This is a genomic window from Aliiglaciecola sp. 2_MG-2023 (genome assembly GCF_030548145.1).
Taxonomy (GTDB): Bacteria; Pseudomonadota; Gammaproteobacteria; order Enterobacterales; family Alteromonadaceae; genus Aliiglaciecola; species Aliiglaciecola lipolytica_A.
This window is the reverse complement of the sequence record NZ_JAUORY010000002.1, coordinates 70909-90801: the sequence shown is the minus strand read 5'-3', so window position 1 is coordinate 90801 and position 19893 is coordinate 70909. Positions and strand designations below refer to the sequence as shown.

22 protein-coding genes are annotated in these 19893 nt (G+C 39.9%); 6 read left to right on the top strand and 16 right to left on the bottom strand.

What is annotated here, in order from left to right; translation table 11 throughout:
- Positions 1-4: 4 nt before the first annotated feature.
- The gene (gene fabR / locus Q4567_RS02370; RefSeq protein ID WP_216048896.1) at positions 5-622 is read right to left on the bottom strand and encodes an HTH-type transcriptional repressor FabR; all 618 of its coding nucleotides are present in this window, start codon (positions 620-622) and stop codon (positions 5-7) included.
- Between the two features lie 146 nt (positions 623-768).
- Between fabR and Q4567_RS02365 the strand changes: the two genes are divergently transcribed.
- Positions 769-1884, top strand: coding sequence for a fatty acid desaturase (locus Q4567_RS02365; RefSeq protein ID WP_216048897.1), 1116 nt, complete (start codon positions 769-771; stop codon positions 1882-1884).
- Positions 1885-2114: 230 nt separating this feature from the next.
- Here the strand turns inward: Q4567_RS02365 and Q4567_RS02360 are convergent, their stop codons facing one another.
- Positions 2115-2426 (bottom strand): pyridine nucleotide transhydrogenase, encoded by a 312-nt coding sequence (locus Q4567_RS02360; protein ID WP_216048898.1) that lies wholly within the window; start codon positions 2424-2426, stop codon positions 2115-2117.
- A 100-nt stretch (positions 2427-2526) separates the two neighbouring features.
- Between Q4567_RS02360 and Q4567_RS02355 the strand changes: the two genes are divergently transcribed.
- A complete protein-coding gene (locus Q4567_RS02355; RefSeq protein WP_303499206.1) occupies positions 2527-3108 on the top strand; it encodes a uracil-DNA glycosylase family protein in 582 nt (193 codons plus the stop codon).
- Between the two features lie 51 nt (positions 3109-3159).
- On the opposite strand, the gene Q4567_RS02350 is transcribed toward Q4567_RS02355, so the two are convergent.
- Positions 3160-5385 carry an EAL domain-containing protein gene (locus Q4567_RS02350; RefSeq protein ID WP_216048900.1) on the bottom strand — a complete coding sequence of 742 codons (2226 nt, stop codon included), beginning with the start codon at positions 5383-5385 and terminating at the stop codon, positions 3160-3162.
- A gap of 213 nt (positions 5386-5598) precedes the next feature.
- On the opposite strand from Q4567_RS02350, the gene Q4567_RS02345 reads away from it, so the two are divergent.
- Positions 5599-6498: a TIGR03899 family protein gene (locus tag Q4567_RS02345; protein WP_216048901.1), complete on the top strand. Its 900-nt coding sequence runs from the start codon at positions 5599-5601 to the stop codon at positions 6496-6498.
- An 87-nt stretch (positions 6499-6585) separates the two neighbouring features.
- Complete coding sequence (gene yghU / locus Q4567_RS02340; protein ID WP_216048902.1) at positions 6586-7446, top strand: glutathione-dependent disulfide-bond oxidoreductase; 861 nt, start codon at positions 6586-6588, stop codon at positions 7444-7446.
- Positions 7447-7517: 71 nt separating this feature from the next.
- On the opposite strand, the gene Q4567_RS02335 is transcribed toward yghU, so the two are convergent.
- From Q4567_RS02335 to dusA, 13 genes are all read right to left on the bottom strand, one after another.
- A complete protein-coding gene (locus Q4567_RS02335) occupies positions 7518-8282 on the bottom strand; it encodes a phosphoadenylyl-sulfate reductase (RefSeq protein WP_216048903.1) in 765 nt (254 codons plus the stop codon).
- Positions 8275-9984 (bottom strand): assimilatory sulfite reductase (NADPH) hemoprotein subunit, encoded by a 1710-nt coding sequence (gene cysI, locus Q4567_RS02330; RefSeq protein ID WP_216048904.1) that lies wholly within the window; start codon positions 9982-9984, stop codon positions 8275-8277. The genes Q4567_RS02335 and cysI overlap by 8 nt, the downstream gene beginning before the upstream one ends.
- Positions 9984-11807, bottom strand: coding sequence for an assimilatory sulfite reductase (NADPH) flavoprotein subunit (locus tag Q4567_RS02325; RefSeq protein ID WP_216048905.1), 1824 nt, complete (start codon positions 11805-11807; stop codon positions 9984-9986). The genes cysI and Q4567_RS02325 overlap by 1 nt, the downstream gene beginning before the upstream one ends.
- Positions 11808-11921: 114 nt before the next feature.
- Positions 11922-12680, bottom strand: coding sequence for a TIGR04219 family outer membrane beta-barrel protein (locus tag Q4567_RS02320; protein ID WP_216048906.1), 759 nt, complete (start codon positions 12678-12680; stop codon positions 11922-11924).
- A gap of 4 nt (positions 12681-12684) precedes the next feature.
- Complete coding sequence (locus tag Q4567_RS02315) at positions 12685-13677, bottom strand: DUF2333 family protein (protein ID WP_216048907.1); 993 nt, start codon at positions 13675-13677, stop codon at positions 12685-12687.
- A 56-nt stretch (positions 13678-13733) separates the two neighbouring features.
- Positions 13734-14192 (bottom strand): copper chaperone PCu(A)C, encoded by a 459-nt coding sequence (locus tag Q4567_RS02310; protein ID WP_303499203.1) that lies wholly within the window; start codon positions 14190-14192, stop codon positions 13734-13736.
- A 181-nt stretch (positions 14193-14373) separates the two neighbouring features.
- The gene (locus Q4567_RS02305; protein ID WP_216048909.1) at positions 14374-14703 is read right to left on the bottom strand and encodes a hypothetical protein; all 330 of its coding nucleotides are present in this window, start codon (positions 14701-14703) and stop codon (positions 14374-14376) included.
- A 24-nt stretch (positions 14704-14727) separates the two neighbouring features.
- Positions 14728-14928: a PspC domain-containing protein gene (locus Q4567_RS02300; RefSeq protein ID WP_216048910.1), complete on the bottom strand. Its 201-nt coding sequence runs from the start codon at positions 14926-14928 to the stop codon at positions 14728-14730.
- Positions 14929-15024: 96 nt separating this feature from the next.
- Entirely contained in the window at positions 15025-15684 is a 660-nt protein-coding gene (gene pspA, locus Q4567_RS02295; RefSeq protein WP_216048911.1) for a phage shock protein PspA, read from the bottom strand.
- Positions 15685-16138: 454 nt separating this feature from the next.
- Positions 16139-16558 (bottom strand): MarR family winged helix-turn-helix transcriptional regulator, encoded by a 420-nt coding sequence (locus Q4567_RS02290; protein ID WP_303499201.1) that lies wholly within the window; start codon positions 16556-16558, stop codon positions 16139-16141.
- A gap of 155 nt (positions 16559-16713) precedes the next feature.
- Positions 16714-16875 (bottom strand): hypothetical protein, encoded by a 162-nt coding sequence (locus tag Q4567_RS02285; protein WP_216048913.1) that lies wholly within the window; start codon positions 16873-16875, stop codon positions 16714-16716.
- A gap of 14 nt (positions 16876-16889) precedes the next feature.
- Positions 16890-17177 carry a hypothetical protein gene (locus Q4567_RS02280; protein WP_216048914.1) on the bottom strand — a complete coding sequence of 96 codons (288 nt, stop codon included), beginning with the start codon at positions 17175-17177 and terminating at the stop codon, positions 16890-16892.
- Positions 17178-17400: 223 nt separating this feature from the next.
- The gene (dusA, locus tag Q4567_RS02275) at positions 17401-18432 is read right to left on the bottom strand and encodes a tRNA dihydrouridine(20/20a) synthase DusA (RefSeq protein ID WP_216048915.1); all 1032 of its coding nucleotides are present in this window, start codon (positions 18430-18432) and stop codon (positions 17401-17403) included.
- Between the two features lie 322 nt (positions 18433-18754).
- On the opposite strand from dusA, the gene Q4567_RS02270 reads away from it, so the two are divergent.
- On the top strand, positions 18755-19048 hold the full coding sequence (locus Q4567_RS02270) for a hypothetical protein (RefSeq protein WP_216048916.1): 294 nt from the start codon (positions 18755-18757) through the stop codon (positions 19046-19048).
- A gap of 147 nt (positions 19049-19195) precedes the next feature.
- Entirely contained in the window at positions 19196-19756 is a 561-nt protein-coding gene (locus Q4567_RS02265) for a CBS domain-containing protein (RefSeq protein WP_303499199.1), read from the top strand.
- Positions 19757-19893: the final 137 nt, after the last annotated feature.

Below are 19893 nucleotides of genomic sequence, written 5' to 3'. Positions count from 1 at the left end.
AGATTTAAATAGGTTCATTGCTTTTAGCGAACTCTAACGAGCCATTTGTAATGAACCTTAACTGAATTTTTAATCGAATCGCCAATTGTTCTCTTTGAATAGGATCTAAATCCAGCGCCTCAGCACCAGTGCTAAACACCAGTTTAACCATTGCTTCAGCTTGTAAATTCGCGAGTTTTCTATTTAAACCAGTTGTTGCCACAGTATAGTCGGTCAGTTCTTCGGTAAAGTGCTGAATCTCTCTGAACACAGCAGCTCTGAAGGCGTTTGAGGTCCCAGTGTGTTCTCTTAATAACAATCTAAAAATATTGCTGTTAGCCGAGATAAATTCCATAAACGTATCTATTGAAGTACTAATAACTCCGCCTCCTGACGCTATTCTTACTCTAGCTTGACGCATTAATTGACGCAAAGTTAACCCAGCTTCATCCACTAGCGTTAACCCTAACTCATCGATATCTTTGAAGTGACGATAAAAGGACGTAGGCGCGATACCAGCGGCCCTTGCCACTTCCCTGAGACTCATACTTGAAAAACTATGTTGTTCATCTAACAGACCAAAAGCTGCATCTATGATTGCACGACGGGTTTTTAACTTTTGTTGCTGTCGAGTTTGAATCACTTACTGCCCTCAGGTGTTTTACACTAATGATAAAGTTATCAGCTTGAATTACACCTCAGGTTAACAGTCTTTTCAATTTATTTACTTGATAAAATACCTAGCTCAGGATAAATTAGCGTACAGTTGTAAGCTCAAAAGTATATTAAATGAATAAACCTCCTCTGCTACTGACCAACATTTTGGTCTTTCTTATTACCGGTGTAATCGCTGTTATTGGCGTACCATTAGAAGCCTATTTCAATGGTTTCGACATGTTTGAAGTGATTACATGTGTTTTCTTGATCTACTTTTCAGGCATGTCAATAACGGCCGGCTACCATAGATTATGGTCCCATAAAGCTTATGAAACCAATTCTGTTGTTCGATTCATATTAGCGGTTGGCGGTGCTATGGCACTGCAAAATAGTATTTTACACTGGAGTTCGGATCATAGAGTTCACCACAAATTTGTGGACCAAAATGGCAAAGACCCCTATTCCGCTAAACGTGGATTTCTATTTTCTCACATAGGCTGGATGCTCAGAGATTATGAGTCACACCGCTTTGATGATTATAAAAACTGTAGAGATTTGCAAAAAGACGCTATTGTCATGTGGCAACATAAATACTATTTACCCATAGTGTTAGCGACTAACTTTGGAATTCCAATCGCATTAGGATTTTTAAATGGCGACGTATTAGGCATGCTGCTGCTAGCTGGCGTTTTTAGATTAGTTGTTGTTCACCACGTGACTTTCTTTATCAACTCCCTTGCGCACATTTGGGGTAAACAGCCTTACACAGATAAAAACACTGCTCGAGACAATGGTATCTTAGCCTTTTTCACCTTTGGTGAGGGCTATCACAATTATCATCATATTTTTGAGTACGATTACCGAAACGGCATCCATTGGTGGCAATTTGATCCAACTAAGTGGTTGATTCGTGGACTTTGTGCGCTAAAACTGGCGAAAAACCTTCGTCGTTGCCCTGAAGAAAGAATTGAAAAAGCCCGTTTTGAAATGATGATGAAACGTACGCAGAAGAAAATCTCTAATTTACCAGACGCTGAAGAAATTATGGTTAAACTACAACATGAGTACGATGTGCTAGTTGCCAAAATGAGTGATTATTATGCGACTAAGAAAAAGTTGTTGGAATTTAATCAAGCGCGGATCAAAAAGAGTTACGACAATTTTGAATTGGCAAACAAATACAAAGAACTGAAATTAAGTATGTTGCAGCAGAAGCAAAAGTTCTACGAACTTTATCAAATGGCTTAGCGTTGGCTTTAATAAACCCTAAACTGAACAAAGTTTTTTGCTAGTGATGTTTATGGCACGACCTGCGGTTTAGGTAGATTTCATGGGCTAAAACCCATGCTACATTTAGATTTGATGTTGGGTTTGATTGCTATATGTAGGCGGGTGCTTTAGCCCCGCGAATGTCGAAAGCTAAAATACGAAACAAAAAAAACCTGACGATTGTCAGGTTTTTTTAAAAGCTTAATAACTTAGCGTTGCACTGCTGCTGTTAGCGATTGGTCCGCTAACGCATCTCGGTGAGCGACAACTTCGATTAACGCGTCTTTTGGATAATATTTTATAGTGGCCATAATTGCATCACTTTGAATATTTGCTTTTTCAGCAATGTCCATTTGCACGTTTCGATAAGTCATATTTTGGCTAATCTTATTTGCCATGCATTGACTATTCACTTCAAACGATTGCTTGTCTACACAATCAAAGGTTTTTAACTGATCGGCTTGAGCATGCGCAACCGTTCCTAAAGATAAGACGGCAAGAAGAGAAAATAATTTACGCATTGTGTTACTCCTATTAATTCATCGGTTTTCCGATGAAGAGAATATAACACAGACTATGGATGGTACCAAGAAATACGGACCATAGTTTTATGACAGTATTATGACAGAGTGTAATTTATTGAAAAAAAATGACTTTGATTTAGCAAGAAACTGCCGAGAATGTGTGAATATTCTGCCGTTGCAACCTAACCCAATCATTCAAGGAAGTGCGAATAGCCAAATTTGTATAATTGGTCAAGCACCTGGTCTCGCCGCCCATAATTCTAGCTTAGCATGGAACGATGCTTCGGGAGATAGATTAAGGACATGGTTAGGTATGAATAAAGCAACTTTCTACGACGAAAATATCGTCGCTATTTTACCCATGGGGTTTTGTTATCCTGGAAAGTCATCTTCTGGAGATCTTCCCCCCATAAAAAAGTGTGCAGAGATTTGGCATCAAAGATTGCTATCTTCATTTACACCCAAAATAACCCTTTTGATTGGTCAATATGCACAAAATTACTACTTAAACGACAAGTTAGGTGTCACTAACAGAGTCAGGAACTGGCAAGACTATTTGCCAGAATACATAGTGTTACCCCACCCTTCACCACGGAATAATATTTGGTTAAAAAAGAACTCTTGGTTTGAAGAATCTGTTTTACCTGAAGTTAAAACAATCATTCAGGATAATACCTAGAGCGAATGAGCAATTTCCTTTTGGATAACTTAGCAAAAAGAGTTTGATATATTATTGATAGCTATCTAAAAATTTGACAAGTTCATCAAATGCCATCGGCTTTGCATATAAATAACCTTGCGCTTCATCACAGCCTAACTTTAACATATAGCTAGCTTGCTCTCGTTTTTCTACACCCTCAGCAATTGTCTGTAAACCAAGACGATTACCCAAAGTTACAATAGTTTCGGCAATGAATGCAGATTTATTGGGCTTTATCTCGTTAATAAATGACCTGTCTACCTTCAAGCGATCTAATGGCAGTTGCTGCAAGTAACTCATTGATGAAAATCCAGTACCAAAATCATCAATGGCGATTTTCACTCCAAACTCTTTAAGTTCCTTGAGTGACTCTACAACAATTTGCGGTTCGTCCATCACAACACTTTCAGTAATTTCCAATTCCAATTGCGCCGGCACTATTGAATTGTCGTTTACTGACGTTTTAACCGTTTGAATGAAGTCTGGGTCTCTGAATTGCGGCATGGAAATGTTCACAGCCATGCGCAAATCGGTGTAACCTTTGTTTATAAGCTCTTTGAGATGACAGCATGACTCCTCTAAAACCCAAGCACCAATTTCAATAATCAGACCCGAATACTCTGCCAACGGAACAAATACCGCAGGGGAAATAAAGCCCTCATTTTCAGTTGGCCAGCGCAACAACGCTTCCATACCAACAACACGTTCAGTGACTAAATCTACTTGCGGTTGATACCAAACTTCTAACTTGCGTGCAGAAAAATCAGTTCGTAGCTGGCGAATCAAACCTAATCGCCAAGTCGTCTTTTCTTCCATTTCCGGTTCGTAATAACCAAAATTGGTGTTGAGATCTTTTTTCGCTCGATTTAGGGCAATATTAGTTTGTTTTAATAAATTAATACCAGAGCATTCATCATCTACTAACTTACAAAAGCCCATGGTTATATTAATAGGTAAGGTGTGATCTCCAGCCTTGAACGGGAACGCAAACAATGCGTTAACTCGTTCAGGATTCACCACTTCTTCAGAACCAATCAAACCAAAAACATCAGCACCGATACGGCCCATTCTGACATTTGCCCCTAAACTGTCCTGAACTCGCTTAGATACAGCTTTTAGCAGGTTATTCCCTGCATCTTGTCCTAATCCATCATTTACATCGGAAAAATGCTTAATATCAAGCAACGCGACTACGTTGTAACCGGTACTTGTCATTACTGCAGTTTCATCAAGCATATTGATGAATTCATTACGATTGGGCAGTTTGGTCAACCAGTCTTTAAATGCTGCTGTGCGCAATTGGTGGAACAGATTTACATTTTCATAGCCGATGGAAATACTGTGTAAAAACACCTCTAGCAGTTTTCGGTCTAGTGAATTGATCTGCTTTTTTGCATTGAGAAAAACCGCGGCATCGTAACCGGAACTGTTTAAATACAAGACCGAGTAATTGTCTTCATATAAGTGTTGTTTTTTGCTTAAACAGCGACTTACTGAATCAACGATTTTTTTATCGTGCAGGTTATCTAAACTTTCATTGATGTACTTGGCAAATTCACCAGCGGCCCCTAACACATACACGCTGTTATCTTCTTTATCTAAAATAGCACCAGCCCGCGCGCAGACAACACCGCCAGCATCTAGACCAATTAATGAGCTAATTTGGGTTACTATGCCTTCGCAGTACCCCTTCACTGAGTGCTCTTCTAATAGGTTAGCTGAGGAGTGAATAATTTTTTCCAAGCCTTGGCGACTTTGATTTATGGTGAGTATTTGCTGATACGAACGAAGAGAGGCGATTATTGTAGTAACCAGTTTACTGCGAGTAAGTTCGGTTTTTGTTTTGTAATCATTAATATCGTATTCTTTAATGACACTTTCTTCTGGTGCATAACCAGGCTGACCTGTTCGCAGGATTATTCTGGGTTCCATTAATTTAAGTTCTTCGCGCATTTTGCGCGCGACCACTAACCCAGCATCATCGGTTTCCATTACGACATCGAGAAGAATAATGGCTAGTTTACTGCCTAACTTTTCAATGATAGTGAGTGCTTGCTCTCCTGAGTAAGCATGATGAAAATGTAGCTTTTTGTCATTGAGCTGTAAATCAGACAAAGCTAATCTGGTTACTGAATGAATTTCTTCGTCATCGTCAACTACTAACACATTCCAGCGACCGAAATTAGTCTCTTGTTCCTGTGATTCGTCTTCTTCCAAGAAAATCAATTCATCATTTTCATAATCCGTTGGAGACATTCATCCTTCCACTATACGAACACCATAATTGGTGAATACTATTGTTTACAGCTTAAACATATCTCAATATGCAGCAAAGAGGAATAATAATTGTAGCAAAATTCAGCAAAACCGCTTGTTTTTGTCACAATTTCATAATGTCAGTCGAATTCGTCAATTGTTGTGGATTTCGGGTATAATCATTCTCCTATTATCTAGGTCAATTTCACTTATATGAAAATAGATTCCAATATCCCACCTCCCAACCTCTTACAGGGGAAAGATTCCGTTGCCAAAAGCACTGCGCAAGGGCAGGTGTCATCGACACAAAAAGCCAGCACCGAGCACGCTAAACAGGTGAAAACCAAAATGCTGCAATGGTTTAGTAGGGCGGGCATTGCAATAGGGCAAAAGAGCGCTATTGAACAAGACCTGCATAAAAAGGTGAGTCGCCATCAGTTTGTAAAAGCACAACGAAAATTAAAAAATTTAGAACGTATACTTACTTTAGCGACAGATTTCAGCCAAGAGCAAGCAGTTCAAGATGAACTGGATCCCGATTGGTTCTTCAGTTTTAGCGAAATGGCAGAAAATATCAATTCACCAGCAATGCAAGAATTATGGGCTAAAATTTTCACAGTAGAGATAAGCGTTCCCGGCTCTTTTTCACTTAAAACCTTACATACTTTAAAAAACTTAACCCATAGAGATGCCAAAATCCTCAAGTTAGCGGTAGGAATGGCAAGTAGACGAAAAGGTGAACACGGTTTAAAAATCATCTACGGTTATCATCGAAAACCTAATATTTTGTCAGTGTTTAGACTGATTAAAAACGAACAAATAAATTTAGCCGCATATGGTTTAGCCTACCCTGACCTATTATCGTTAATGGATCTAGGGTTAATTTATAATAGTGAAATAGAGACTAGTGAGCTTGAAATACAGAGTAGATTTCAATATCGCTGTGCCAGCGAAAGCTTTCATTTAGCCCCGAAAAAAAGAGGATTAAGCCTACAATATTATAAATTTACCTCAATTGGCTCTGAACTAGCGCGCTTGATAAATAGCACTGCCAATAAACACTATATTGATGACCTGTTAGTATTACTTTCAGGTGAGTTTGAATTAAATTGAAGTTCATTACTTTAAGTTTTTCAATTGACCCCAATCTAAATATTCTATGCGATCCTATACGCTTATCTAATTTTATCAGGAGCTAAAATGAGTGACTCTTATACCCCACCTAAAATATGGACTTGGAATAAAGAAAGCGGTGGGAAATTTGCAAATATTAACAGGCCAATATCCGGTGCAACTCACGACAAAGAGTTAGCAGTGGGCAAACATCCCTTGCAACTTTATTCTTTAGCGACACCAAACGGCGTTAAAGTGACTGTATTGCTAGAAGAACTGTTAGAAAAAGGGCACAAAGGAGCGGAATACGACGCGTTTTTGGTCGATATTTTAGAAGGCGATCAGTTTAGCAGTGGTTTTGTGGCCGCTAATCCAAACTCTAAAATTCCAGCCCTTGTTGATCACAGCACATCACCACCTACTCGCGTGTTTGAATCAGGTTCAATACTGTTGTATTTGGCTGAAAAGTTTAACGAATTCATACCTCAAGACCCCACTCAACGCACAGAATGTCTATCATGGTTATTCTGGCAAATGGCTAGTGCGCCTTTGTTAGGCGGCGGTTTTGGTCATTTTTACGCGTATGCACCTGAAAAACTTGAATACCCTATAGATCGCTACACCATGGAAATAAAACGTCAACTTGATGTGCTCGACAAGCTACTGGCTGACAACGAGTACATGTGTGGTGATGAATATACGATTGCGGATATTGCAACTTGGCCTTGGTATGGCGCTTTAGTCAAAGGGTTAGCTTACGATGCAGCTGAATTTATTGAAGCCCATACATACAAAAATGTTATCCGCTGGGCAGATCAGATTGCTGAGCGTCCAGCAGTACAGCGTGGTCGCATGGTAAATAAAACTTGGGGAGAACCAGAATCACAGTTGCATGAGCGTCATGATGCCAGTGATTTTGATACCAAAACCCAAGACAAAATTGGATAAAGTGCCGGCTGTTTCTTAAATTAATCATGGGCTAAAGCCCATGCTACATTGTAGGCGGGGATTTATCCCCGCTAAATGCCGTCACCAAACTCATGCAACCCACATTCGCGCTTCAATCCAAAGAAACGCGTATCTTGCTCACTCATACCAGCTTCCAAAGCTTTCGAAGTATGCCAGTCACCAATAGACACAAAACCTTTCTCCCAAAGTGGATGGTAAGGCAGATCATGTGCTTTTAAGTACTGATGCAGTGCTTTGTTTGACTGATCAATAATTGGATAAACTTTGGTTTGTCCGTTTAATCTTTGCAGCACATTTAAGTTTTCACGAGAGTCTGACTGAGAACGTCTTAAACCAGCAAACCAAGTTCCAACCTTCAGCTCTTTCAAAGCCTGCTGCATAGGTAGAACCTTGTTCATCTTGTTGTATTTCTCAATACCTTCGATACCTTGTTCCCATAATAACCCGTGACGAGCTTCTTGCCATGCAGCGGACTCTGGAGCCCGATACACTTTCAAGTTAAGCTTTAATCGCTCCGTTAACTCATCAATGAATTTGTAGGTTTCAGGAAAAAGATAACCGGTATCAGTTAAGACAACAGGAATATCGGCATATTCTTGAGATAATAAATGTAACATTACCGCTGATTGAGCACCAAAACTAGACGAAACGATGTGCTCACCTGGCAGATGCTTGAGCGCCCAAACCACCCGTTGTTGAGGTGTTTGTTTTTCAAGATCTGCATTAAGCTCAGCGAATTGCTCAGTGTCTAGACTGTTAATCCAATCTGCTGCATGAGCATTTTCGGCTGAATTTTGGAATACTGCGTTAGGCATAAAAATCCTTGGCTGAATTAACAACCGGAGCGATGACTTTAGCGCGAATCAAAAAGTCACCAAAACCTTCGTCTTGGTTACCTTCTTTAGCCCAACGACCTATAAGTTCGTCGAGGTGAGCTAAAATCTCTTGCTCGCTAATATTTTCTTTGTACATTTTGGGGATACGCGTACCCTGACGATCGCCACCGAGGTGGAAATTGTATTTACCAGGGCCTTTTCCAACCAAACCAACTTCTGCAAGCATGGCTCGACCACATCCATTAGGACAACCAGTAACACGGAATATTATGCTGCGGTCAGCGACATTATGTTTAGCCAGCAAACCTTCGATATCCGTTACCGCATCAGGTAAATAGCGTTCTGCTTCCGCCATTGCCAAAGGACAAGTCGGCAATGAAACACAAGCCATGGAATCTAATCGTTGATTACTCACGTCATCTGAAATCAAGCCATGAGTTCTGGCTAAAGATTCAATTTCCTGTTTTTGCTCAGCAGGCACGCCAGCAATAACCAGATTTTGATTCGCGGTTAAACGAAAATCACCAGTGTGAATTTTAGCAATTTCAGCACAGCCTGTTTTTAAGGTTTTCCCTGGGTAATCTAGAATACGGCCGTTTTCAATGAAAACGGTTAAATGGTATTTGCCATCAACGCCTTCAACCCAACCGAAACGATCTCCACGAGAAGTAAACTCATACGGACGGCTTTGCGCAAACTCAATGCCCGCTCTAGCTTCAACTTCAGCTTTAAAGTTCTCAACCCCAACACGTTCAAGAGTGTATTTGGTTTTCGCGTTTTTACGGTTTACACGATTCCCCCAGTCCCGCTGAGTACCAACAACAGCAGCTGCGACATCCAAGGTTTTATCCAATGGGATATAACCGAAGTCATCAGCCTTACGAGGATAAGTAGAGTGATCACCATGGGTCATGGCTAAGCCGCCGCCCACTAATACGTTAAAACCAACTAGTTTGCCGTTTTCAGCAATGGCCACAAAGTTAAGGTCATTTGCATGCACGTCAATATCGTTATGCGGTGGAATAACCACTGTCGTTTTAAATTTACGCGGTAGATAGTTATTTCCTAGAATGGGCTCATTTTCAGTCGTTTCGACCTTTTCTCCATCCAACCAAATTTCAGCATAAGCGCGCGTTTTAGGCAGCAAATGTTCACTAATTTTCTTAGCCCATTCGTACGCCTCTTGATGTACTGCAGACTCCACTGGATTTGACGTGCACAGCACGTTCCGATTTACATCGCCAGCGGTGGCGATTGAATCAATCCCCACTTTATCAAGCATTTGGTGCATCATTTTAATGTGTGGCTTTAATACACCATGGAACTGAAACGTTTGACGAGTAGTTAAACGAATACTGCCGTAAAGGCTATGCTCTTCTGCAAACTTGTCGATTGCTAACCATTGTTTTGGAGAAATAATTCCTCCAGGTAAACGTGCGCGCAACATCACATTTTGTAATGGCTCTAGTTTTTGTTTCGCTCGTTCAGCACGAATATCACGGTCATCTTGCTGATACATACCGTGGAATCGAATTAACTGAAAATTGTCAGCGGTAAAGCCACCGGTCAAATCGTCTTTAAGGTCTTGGGCAATCGTCCCGCGCAAAAAGTTACTATCGCCTTTAATACGCTCGTTTTCTGCCAATTTACCTTCAACTATAAACTTTTTATCGGAAACCATTAGTACACATCCTTCTGATAACGCTTACTACGACGCATTTCGGTTAAATACGCCTCAGCATCTTCTTCACTTTTACCACCGTGTTCTTGAACAACAGTCAAAAGTGCATCATGAACATCTTTAGCCATGTGGGTCGCGTCACCACATACGTAAAAATGCGCGCCTTGTTCTAGCCAATCAAATAACTCAGCACCATTTTCTAAAATGCGGTGCTGTACATAAATCTTTTGCTCTTGGTCACGGGAGAATGCCAAACTTACTTTGTCTACCACGCCATCTTTAACAAAACGTTGCCATTCCGTTTGATATAGGAAGTCTTGAGTAAAACTTGGATTTCCAAAGAACAACCAGTTTTTACCTTCGGCATCATCTTCTGCACGCTGTTGCATGAAAGCTCTAAACGGAGCGATTCCTGTGCCTGGACCAACCATGATCACCGGTGTTTCTGGGTTTTGTGGTAAACGGAAGTTATTGTTATGTTCGACAAACACTTTGAGCTCTTGACCTTCTTCTAGGCGTTTCCCCAAGAAGTTGGAAGCTGAACCTTGGCGCACATTGCCATTGACGTCATATTCAACCATTGCAACAGTAAGGTGCACTTCATCATCTACTTCTGCTTGACTCGAAGCGATTGAATACAGTCTTGGGGTAATGGGCCTGAGTGCTCTAGCCAGCTGCTCAGCGCTAATTTTTGCTGGGAAATCAGTCACAATATCAACAATTTGCTTATCCGCTAAATACTCTCTTAGCTTCGCTTTATCATCGAATAATGCTTGTAATTTTTCATTCGGAGCAGACTCTAAATAGCTCTTCACAAATGTAGGATAACTCAAGGTTAACTCAAATTTTTCGATTAACGCCTGTTTAACGCTAAGAGTATCCTTGCCAACCACCACGGTTTCATTTTCATCAACAGCAACAAGCTTCAATAATTCGTCAACTAGCGCTTCGTCATTGGTAAACCAAATTCCTAATGCATCACCTGGTTGATATTGAATACCAGATTCTTCAAGAGAAATTTCGATATGACGAATATCTTTAATTGAATCTCGCCCAGTGATTTTTTGACTTTCTAATAAAGTAGCCGTAAATGGATTTTTCTTAGAATATTCTGATTTGCTTGCCGTTCCAGAAGTACTAACTACAGCCCCAGCGACAGGTGCAACTTGCGCTTGACTAGCGGCAAATTCTTCTTTTAACTGAATGGCTATTTGATCAAAAAATGCGTTGGTTACAGTTTCGTAATCTACGTCACAATCGACTCTTGGAGTAATGCGTTTGGCCCCCAAGGCTTCAAGACGGGCGTCAAAGTCTTTTGCGGTCTGGCAGAAGAATTCATAACTGCTATCACCTAAGCCAACTACAGCAAAATTTAATTCTGGCAGTTTTGGTGCCTTTTTACTGCCAACAAACTCATGTAACTCAACTGCATCATCTGGCGCATCGCCCTCACCGTGAGTACTGACCACGATAAGTAGATGAGTTTCACTTTTCAACTGCTTAGCTTTGTAGTCAGCCATACTCAGTAAGTTGACTTTCAAACCAGCATGTTCTGCCTTTTCTTTATAGTCTTGGGCAACACCTTTGGCATTGCCAGTTTGTGATCCATAAAGAATTGTAAGTTGCTTTTCAACAACGGCACCAGTTGCAGCAGGCGCAACGACTTGCCCACCGGTTTGTTGATGTGCTAAACCCGCCAAATAGCCGCTCATCCAAGTAAGCTGGTCATTGTTTAGCGGCGCGATGGCGCTATTAATTTGTTGCCATTGTGATTCGTTAATAACAGCAGTTGGCACAAGTGCCTGATTGTTCTTTGAAGACATAAAAACGCTAACCTTTTAATTGATGCAAGCAGGTTAGCGTTTTTTATTATTAACAGGAAAGACCTAAATAGGATTTTTTATTACTTATTGGACTTAAAACCAAACTTTATTGACTTAGAAGTGTATTTCGATCCCGGCAAATGCACCACTAAACTCTAAATCTGAGTAGATATCATCTAGATCTTCCAACTCTAAAGAAGTCGCTCTGTAGCCCAGTTGTAGCGTCATATCAATCGCCAAATTATCGACAAATTCGTAAGCTAACGCGATTTCATAATCACTCAAAGAGTGGTCATCTATCGCCAAATAACTGCCCTCCGCGTAAACTCCTAAGCCGGTAAAAGGTAGGCCAATGTAAAGTTTTGAATACACCATAGGCACAACGCCAGAAAACTCTTCTCTGGCAAAGTTAGAGGCGTCCGCCGTTTCTCTGACAAATATTTCACCGTCTACGTATTTCCCATTGATGCCGAAATCAAAACTAATCAAATCGTTATCAAATAATTCGTAATACAAAATAAAGTCGGTATTGCTCATATCCACTTCCGTGGTCAGCGCCGTGTCTACACTAAAAATCTCACCATTAAAGGTGAAAGTGCTATTTAGTGTAATATCGCCACTGGTATCTAGGGTTGTTTGACGTACTTTGATATTCGGTAACAACGGGATCGGATGCTCTAATGCGGCATAAAAACTCGACTTAGTTTCAGTATCAAAATTAAATCTGGTTATATCAGCATCGTTGGCAAATCCACCTTCGGTATCCATATTCCAGCCTTGGGCACCCACATACAAACCGAGTAGAGTATCTGCTTGGGCAGGTACAGCGACTACGGATGCGGCTAAAATTAATGATTTGACTCTATGTTTCACTCTTTTATCCTTGATTTAACAGTTCATTTAATTCGATTAAAGCAGCATTTGCTCGGGAAATATAGTTCGCCATGACTAATGAGTGATTAGCTAACATACCTAAGCCACTTCCATTTAAAATCATCGGACTCCAAATTGTCTGTTGAGTAGATTCGAGTTCACGAATAATTTGACGCAAACTGACTGTGGCATTTTTCTTTTCAAGCACGTCAGCAAAATCGACTTCTACCGCTTTGAGAAAATGAATCAGAGCCCATGCGGCACCTCTTGCTTCATAAAAATTATCGTCGGTTTTCCACCAGCTGGTTTTTTCATAACGCTGTTTAGGTTCAGGTGTAGACTGTCTAGCTTGCGCATCCCCAGCTAAATCTGTGTTTAGCACTTCTTGGCCGACACTGGCACTTAGCTTCTGTGAAAGATTGCCCAATCGTTTTTCTACTTGCTTCAACCAATCCCTCAAGTTATCTGCTCGAGAGAAAAATTGCGCACTGCCTTGGCCTTTATCAGCCAAATCAGTTCGATAAGCATACAAATCTTTAAGCGCGTCTTGGTACATTGACTCTGCTGAAGGAAGCATCCAACTCAGGTGATTCATATTTAACGCTGGCTGCGCTTTTATTAACTCTGGGTTTTCCATAGATTGTGACTGCGAGCGACTAAAATCTTTGCGCATTGCCAACGCAAGATCACGGGACATTTCTAACACTCCAAATTCCCATCTAGGCATGTTATCCATGAATATTCCCGGCGGCATAACGTCGTTTGATAAATAACCACCTGGTTTATCCATTAACGATTCCACCACACGAATCAGTGTATGAGTTGTTGTGTAACCTACAACCACATTTTCCGAATTCGCTTGAGCATATGATTGAGCTTCCGTTCTCACATTGAACGAATCAGGTTCTGAACTCCAATAGATAGAAACTAACCAACCTATAAACACAATTATTAGGAAAGTGGTGGTGAGCCATTTCGCATTTAAAAAACGTTGCATAATATGCTTCCTGTATTTTGAATTAATGACACCTTACACGCATAACATCATCTATTCTAATGATGGCTATGTGACTTTTCTTTTCCGGGCATAACCGCTTTTGCTTCTACCTGAATCGTTTTTTGATCTTCGCTGACCAAGGTAATTAAAACCCTTTGATTTTCTGACAATGGCTTTTTAAGACCAAATATCATTACGTGTAAACCACCAGGTTTGAAGGCGACTGTTTCCCCAGCTGGTATTTTAATTTGTTCTTGTTGTTGCATACTCATCATACCGTTTTCCATAACATGAGCATGCAATTCAGCTTTTTCAGCAATGTCGGTGCTGGCGGATACCAGAACCACATCTTTGTTGGAAGTATTTTGGATTTTAAAATAAGCAGCTGTATTAGGAACTGTTGGCGGTAATAAACGTACTGTTGCATCTGATATTTTGATATTTGCAGAGCTAGCAAAACTACAAACCAATAATCCGATGAAAATCAACCACGGTTGCTGCTTGACGAATTTCATAAACTGCCTTTCCTGAATAATAAATTTCCCGTAATTATCAATTAATTCACGCGCTTTTACCAGAATAGTCAGCGCTTTTTCAGTTGTGAGTTGTTTATCGTCTCACCTAATAATGGCGGCAGATTATGTTGTGCGGTTAATAACGGTAATTGGTATTCATGCGGCCCGGCGATTTTTACCGTTAATATTGAGTTGGCCGCTTGTCTTTTACTAACCAGATAATGAAGGCAATCACCAGTAACATTGGCCAAAACACAGTAACGCCAGCCAATAACATAGCCACAAACGCAACAAACAAAGCCAATGCTATGGCACCAAACACGCTGATAGCGACAATAACACCAACAATGGCCAATACGGCGCCAATAGCGGTAACCCCTACAACCGACTCCATCGGACCAAATATATGCTCATCTAAGTGAATCGAGAAATCAAACCACTCGCTAACCAAGATACCGCAACTGTAAGTAATAAGTACGGCAATCAAAATAGCTAAAATAAGATTTTTCATCGCATTCTCCCTACGAAACTAAGGTTATCTTGTTGGAATTAACAAAACCGCTAACAGATAAGCCACACCAACAACCATTGGCATAAAAATAAAGGCTGCGATAGCTGCGATTCTTACAATCCAAGCATCAACACTAAAATGCGTTGCAATGCCTGCACATACGCCGCTAATTTTGCCACGAACCGTGTCACGATATAGTTGATTTGTATTTAAATAGTCTTTCATGTTGATACTCCTACAGAAATTAGTACGTTTTAATCGAAGGCCCAAAAATTTCAGGCCTTACGAATAAACATTTTAGAGATTGCCAAGCCGACTTTGTTACGCGACTTTCTTGCGCAGCGCAGCCAACTCTTTTTCGATATTTTCGTCTTGTTCAAGCTTCTCGATTTGCGCACTTAAAGATTGGCTTTCAGATACCAAATCATAAGCTTCGACTTGTGATTCTAAGTCGTCGATACGACTTTCATAATGTTCGAACCGAGCAATTGCATCGTCAATTTTCTCAACACTCTGAGAGGTTTTCGCTTTCAGACGTACTGACACTGATTGCTGTCTAATATCCAACGCTTTTTGACGACTTCTTGCTTCTTTAAGTTTCTCTTGCAAACGTGAAGTGTCGTCTTGCAATTTAGCAATAGCCTCTTCAACCACGTCCATTTCTTTGGTTAGCAATTTTAACGACTCTTGCGCTTTGTTTTTTTCAACTAAAGCGGCTCTAGCTAAGTCTTCACGCTCTTTTTTAAGCGCGACTGTGGCTTTGCTCTGCCAATCTTTAACTTGTCCCTCTAGCTTTTCCTGTTTGCGCACTAAGTGTTTTTTATCAGCTAAACTTCTTGCCGCAACTGAGCGTATTTCTACTAAGGTCTCTTCCATTTCTTGCACTATTAGGCGAATGACCTTTTGTGGATCTTCCGCTTTGTCTAAGATGGCATTAAGATTTGCTTGTACTATGTCTGACATTCTTGTGAACATACCCATTTTTCGATCCTCCGAGATTTATATGAGTGTTGTATTTTGAATTACTTTGATAATTCTAAATTCAATTTTCTTTACCAGTACTTCTCTTATTACAAACTACGTGCCAAACTTTCAAATACAGCTAAACCATTGTTTATTATCTACTTTTAATATTGCCATCTGAATTTAAAAAATACGTTTTGAATTTCAAATTAGGATATTAGTCAAATTCGCTAATTAGTTGGTCAAAATATTAAAACTAGGAAAGCGTTATAAAATAGCGGCAGATAAATGTTCGATGTCTGAATTAAGGGCGTGAAAAAAACGTCATAGTGATGGGAGTATGTTGTCGGCGCACAACATATCTTTAGAGAGATCGCGATCTCACTAGGCAGACCAACAAACCTCTGAAAAGTGAATAGTACTTTTAGCAAGTCCGCTAAACCTAATACTAGGGTTTGAAACGGACGGGCAACTAAAACTTCTTAAGTACTTCCAGAACAGACTCCATTTGATATTGCCTTAAGTCAGATACACTATTCTCAGAAAAGTGTTTAAAGCTGACAGATGCATCTTCATACAATGTAGCACCTGTGGCCGATAACTTAACCAAACTTATTCTGGCGTCTCTTGGATTTTTTTGTTTTTCAATGAGGTGAATTTTTTCTAGAGGATTCAACATACGTGTTACACCTGAAGCTGTCATACCTAAAGCTTCAGCTAAGGCGATTCGACTCATTGTGTGCATCGGTTGATTAGACAAAACATGCAATGCCATGTACTCACTAAAGCTAACCCCGTGCACACTTAAACTACGATCAAGCTTTTTATTAACCTTTACAGCAGCTAAGTTCAAATTGATTAACAGCGACATAGAGTCAGTTAGTTTTTTCATTTCATATCCAAATTATTAATTGACACATCAAGTATATATCAACAATTAATTTAGTGAACCATTATTTTAGATGACAAAGCGGACAGGATGGAAAGTTATTTAAGCTAAGGATGGATAAATTTCGAGAGGGTAATTTAAATAAAAGATGACGGTCTCTACTGCGCGTTGCGACCGTCATGATATTGGAGATTAGAACCATTAACCGGTACTGCATGGCTGTTCTTTTTACACTCGACCAGACTAAATACTAATGCTGCTGCGAGGTAGGCCATTACCGGTGCTAATAATAGAGTAAGTAGATGTATGTGGTTAAACATAGTTAGTCTCCTTACTATTCAGCTTTATCACTTTCTTCTTTTTTAAGTTCAGTGTCACTGTTTAAATCTGTAATGGTTACGTTAGTTACATAATCTTGTGAATCAGACTCAAAACCAATTGAATTGTTTACTGTCAAAATGGCCTCTTCAACACCGTATGATATTTCTTCTTTAGTAACGCTAACTGCTTGTGAAATAAGTGAACCAACAAGTTGTTCTACTGATACATTTGCTGCATGTACAGATGAAGCTACGAATAAACCTGAGATAAGTACTGTTGCTGCTGTGATTTTCTTAAACATAATAATTTCCTTAGTAGTTGTGCTGTATGTGTAACTGATTATTCAGTTACTAGTTAAGTCGCAATCATTATTGCGATAGTTGTGCCAACTACTAAAAAAAATTGCATCCATTTGTTTTTTAAAGGATTTTCAAAAAACATGGGACGCGACAAATAAACCAAATAACATTTTTTTGAAGTAAAAAATAATATTTTAGTGTTTTTGACCAAGTCACTTAGCGTTTTTAACCAACTTGGTCAGGTGCATGAGTATTGCGAAATTGTTCCGCTTGGAATTGAGCTTCATCCAGAGTATCTAATGCATCATGCAATAACTCAATGCCGACACCTTTTTGAGTACCATTCTGACTTAAGTATCTGCGCCAAATACGCGCACCAGGTTGTCCTTGGAATAAACCGAGCATATGCCGAGCTATGTGCCAGATTCGGGTATGAGGTAACTCTAATTGGACCTCTGCATACTCAATCATTTTTTCAACAACCTGATGACGAGTTGGAATAGCATGGTTATCGTTGTAAAAAAGCTTATCAACCTCGGCTAAAATATACGGATTGCTATAAGCCTCGCGACCTATCATTGCCCCATCTATATATTTTAAGTGTAAGGCCACATCGTCTAACGTCTTCACTCCACCATTAATGCTAATGTGCAAATCTGGAAATTGCTCTTTTAAATGATAAACACGCTCATACATCAAAGGCGGTATGTCGCGATTCTCCTTCGGACTTAAGCCCTTTAACCAAGCCTTACGGGCATGCACAATAAAGGTATCGCAACCAGCACCCGCGACTTGTTCGATAAATCTGGTCAAATCTTCATACTCGTCCATTTCATCGATACCAATACGAGATTTCACAGTCACTGGAATATCTACCTCGGCCTGCATACTCTTAATACATGCAGCAACGGTTTCTGGCTCAGCCATCAAACAAGCGCCGAAGCGTCCATTTTGTACACGATCAGACGGACAGCCAACGTTAATATTCACCTCATCATAACCACGTTGTTGTGCGAGCAGCGCACAGCGAGCCATATCCACGGGATCCGAACCACCTAATTGCAGCGCAACTGGATGCTCTTCATCATTGAAAGCTAAATAATCGCCCTTACCAAAGATGATAGCCCCCGTTGTCACCATTTCGGTATAAAGCAAAGAGTGTTGTGAAATCTGTCGTAAAAAATAACGACAATGTTTATCAGTCCAATCCAGCATTGGCGCGATTGAAATGGTGCGGTTGATGATTGAAGTATTCAATGGAATCCAGTTGCCTAAAATATCGAGGTTATAAACCTATAGTTAAATTAATATGCGAAATTGTGACAATTTTTTAACATCTACGACAATTGGTCGATTTAATGGGTTGAAAAATTTGTACATAGCCACTTTATAGGCGTATTTTACCATATAACAGATTGGGAGAAAGCAATTGCATAGGCATTACTTTTTCTCCTAATTTTGAACAACTTGATATTTGTTTGCATTTTCGGGTGAACCAAACACTTTTGGAGATGCCAAACAGTTAAGATTAATGTCACTGTCTGTAAATAATTACTAAGTAGTAAAGAGTAAGAATTTGATGAAAACCCTTTGGTTCAATATATTGCTGATGTCGTGGGTAGCTAGTTTTAGCTTCTCATCAGTAGCATTTGAGAATCAACAAGGTGCAGTCGACCAATCCAGTTCAATAGTAGAACAGGCGCAAATATTTAGTCTTGATCCTTTAGACTTTGATTTCGATGCGACCTTAAATTCATTCACTTCATCGTCAAGCCTAGTCAGCTATGCCCCCTTCGCTTATCAGCAAAATGCAGCTTTTATTGTATTCAAAAATGCTGACTTTATACGCGGTCCGCCCTCTATATCCATCTGATACAAAAACAATTTTTTAATTTTATAAAATCAGAGGGTATTCCCATGAGTATAACTGACGTTTTAATTCGTTATCGTGTCGACTGTGCATTTATTCAGTCTAAAACAAAAAGCAATCTGTTAAAAAGTGTTAAAAAGGAGCGTGCAAATGAAAAAGTTAGCGCTCTATAACACTGAATCTGTAGACAAACTCGTTTGGCCCCCCGAAAACACTAGCATCACAATGCGTTCAAATGCGTTGTCTATTTTCACTGATTTCAAGCAGTTCATGCCTTTGGTTATCGATTCCACAGCGAAAGCTGTGGAACTTGAAGATCTGATGAAAAAGTCACATGTTAGAATGAAACTGGTACTTGATAGTGAAAAGAACTTCATTGGAGTTATTGCATTAAGTGACTTAACCGAGCAGAAAATACTTGCGAAAGTTACCAAAAATCAACCTCGGGAAGAAATTACCGTCACCGATTTTATGCGTCCAAGAAACACGCTTAAAGCTTTCGCTTACGAGGAATTAAGTACAGCCAGAGTTGGTGATGTAGTAGAAACTCTGAGGGATAATCATCAACAACATTGTTTGGTAATTGATAAGAGTAATCACGAAATTCGTGGGTTGATTTCAGCAAGCGATGTCGCAAGGCTGTTGAAATTACCAGTAGATATTCAATTACAGCCATCCTTCGTTGATTTATTCAATGTAGCTGCAGCGTGATAATTCCCATCCTATCTAACATTCAGATGGGATGTGGCTTGTTGGGTAAAGCTCACACTTCTTAACGCTTTGCACTCTACATAAAGAAGTAGGTATGCAAAGCGTTAGTCATGCATTAGTTAAGCTATTTGCAATGA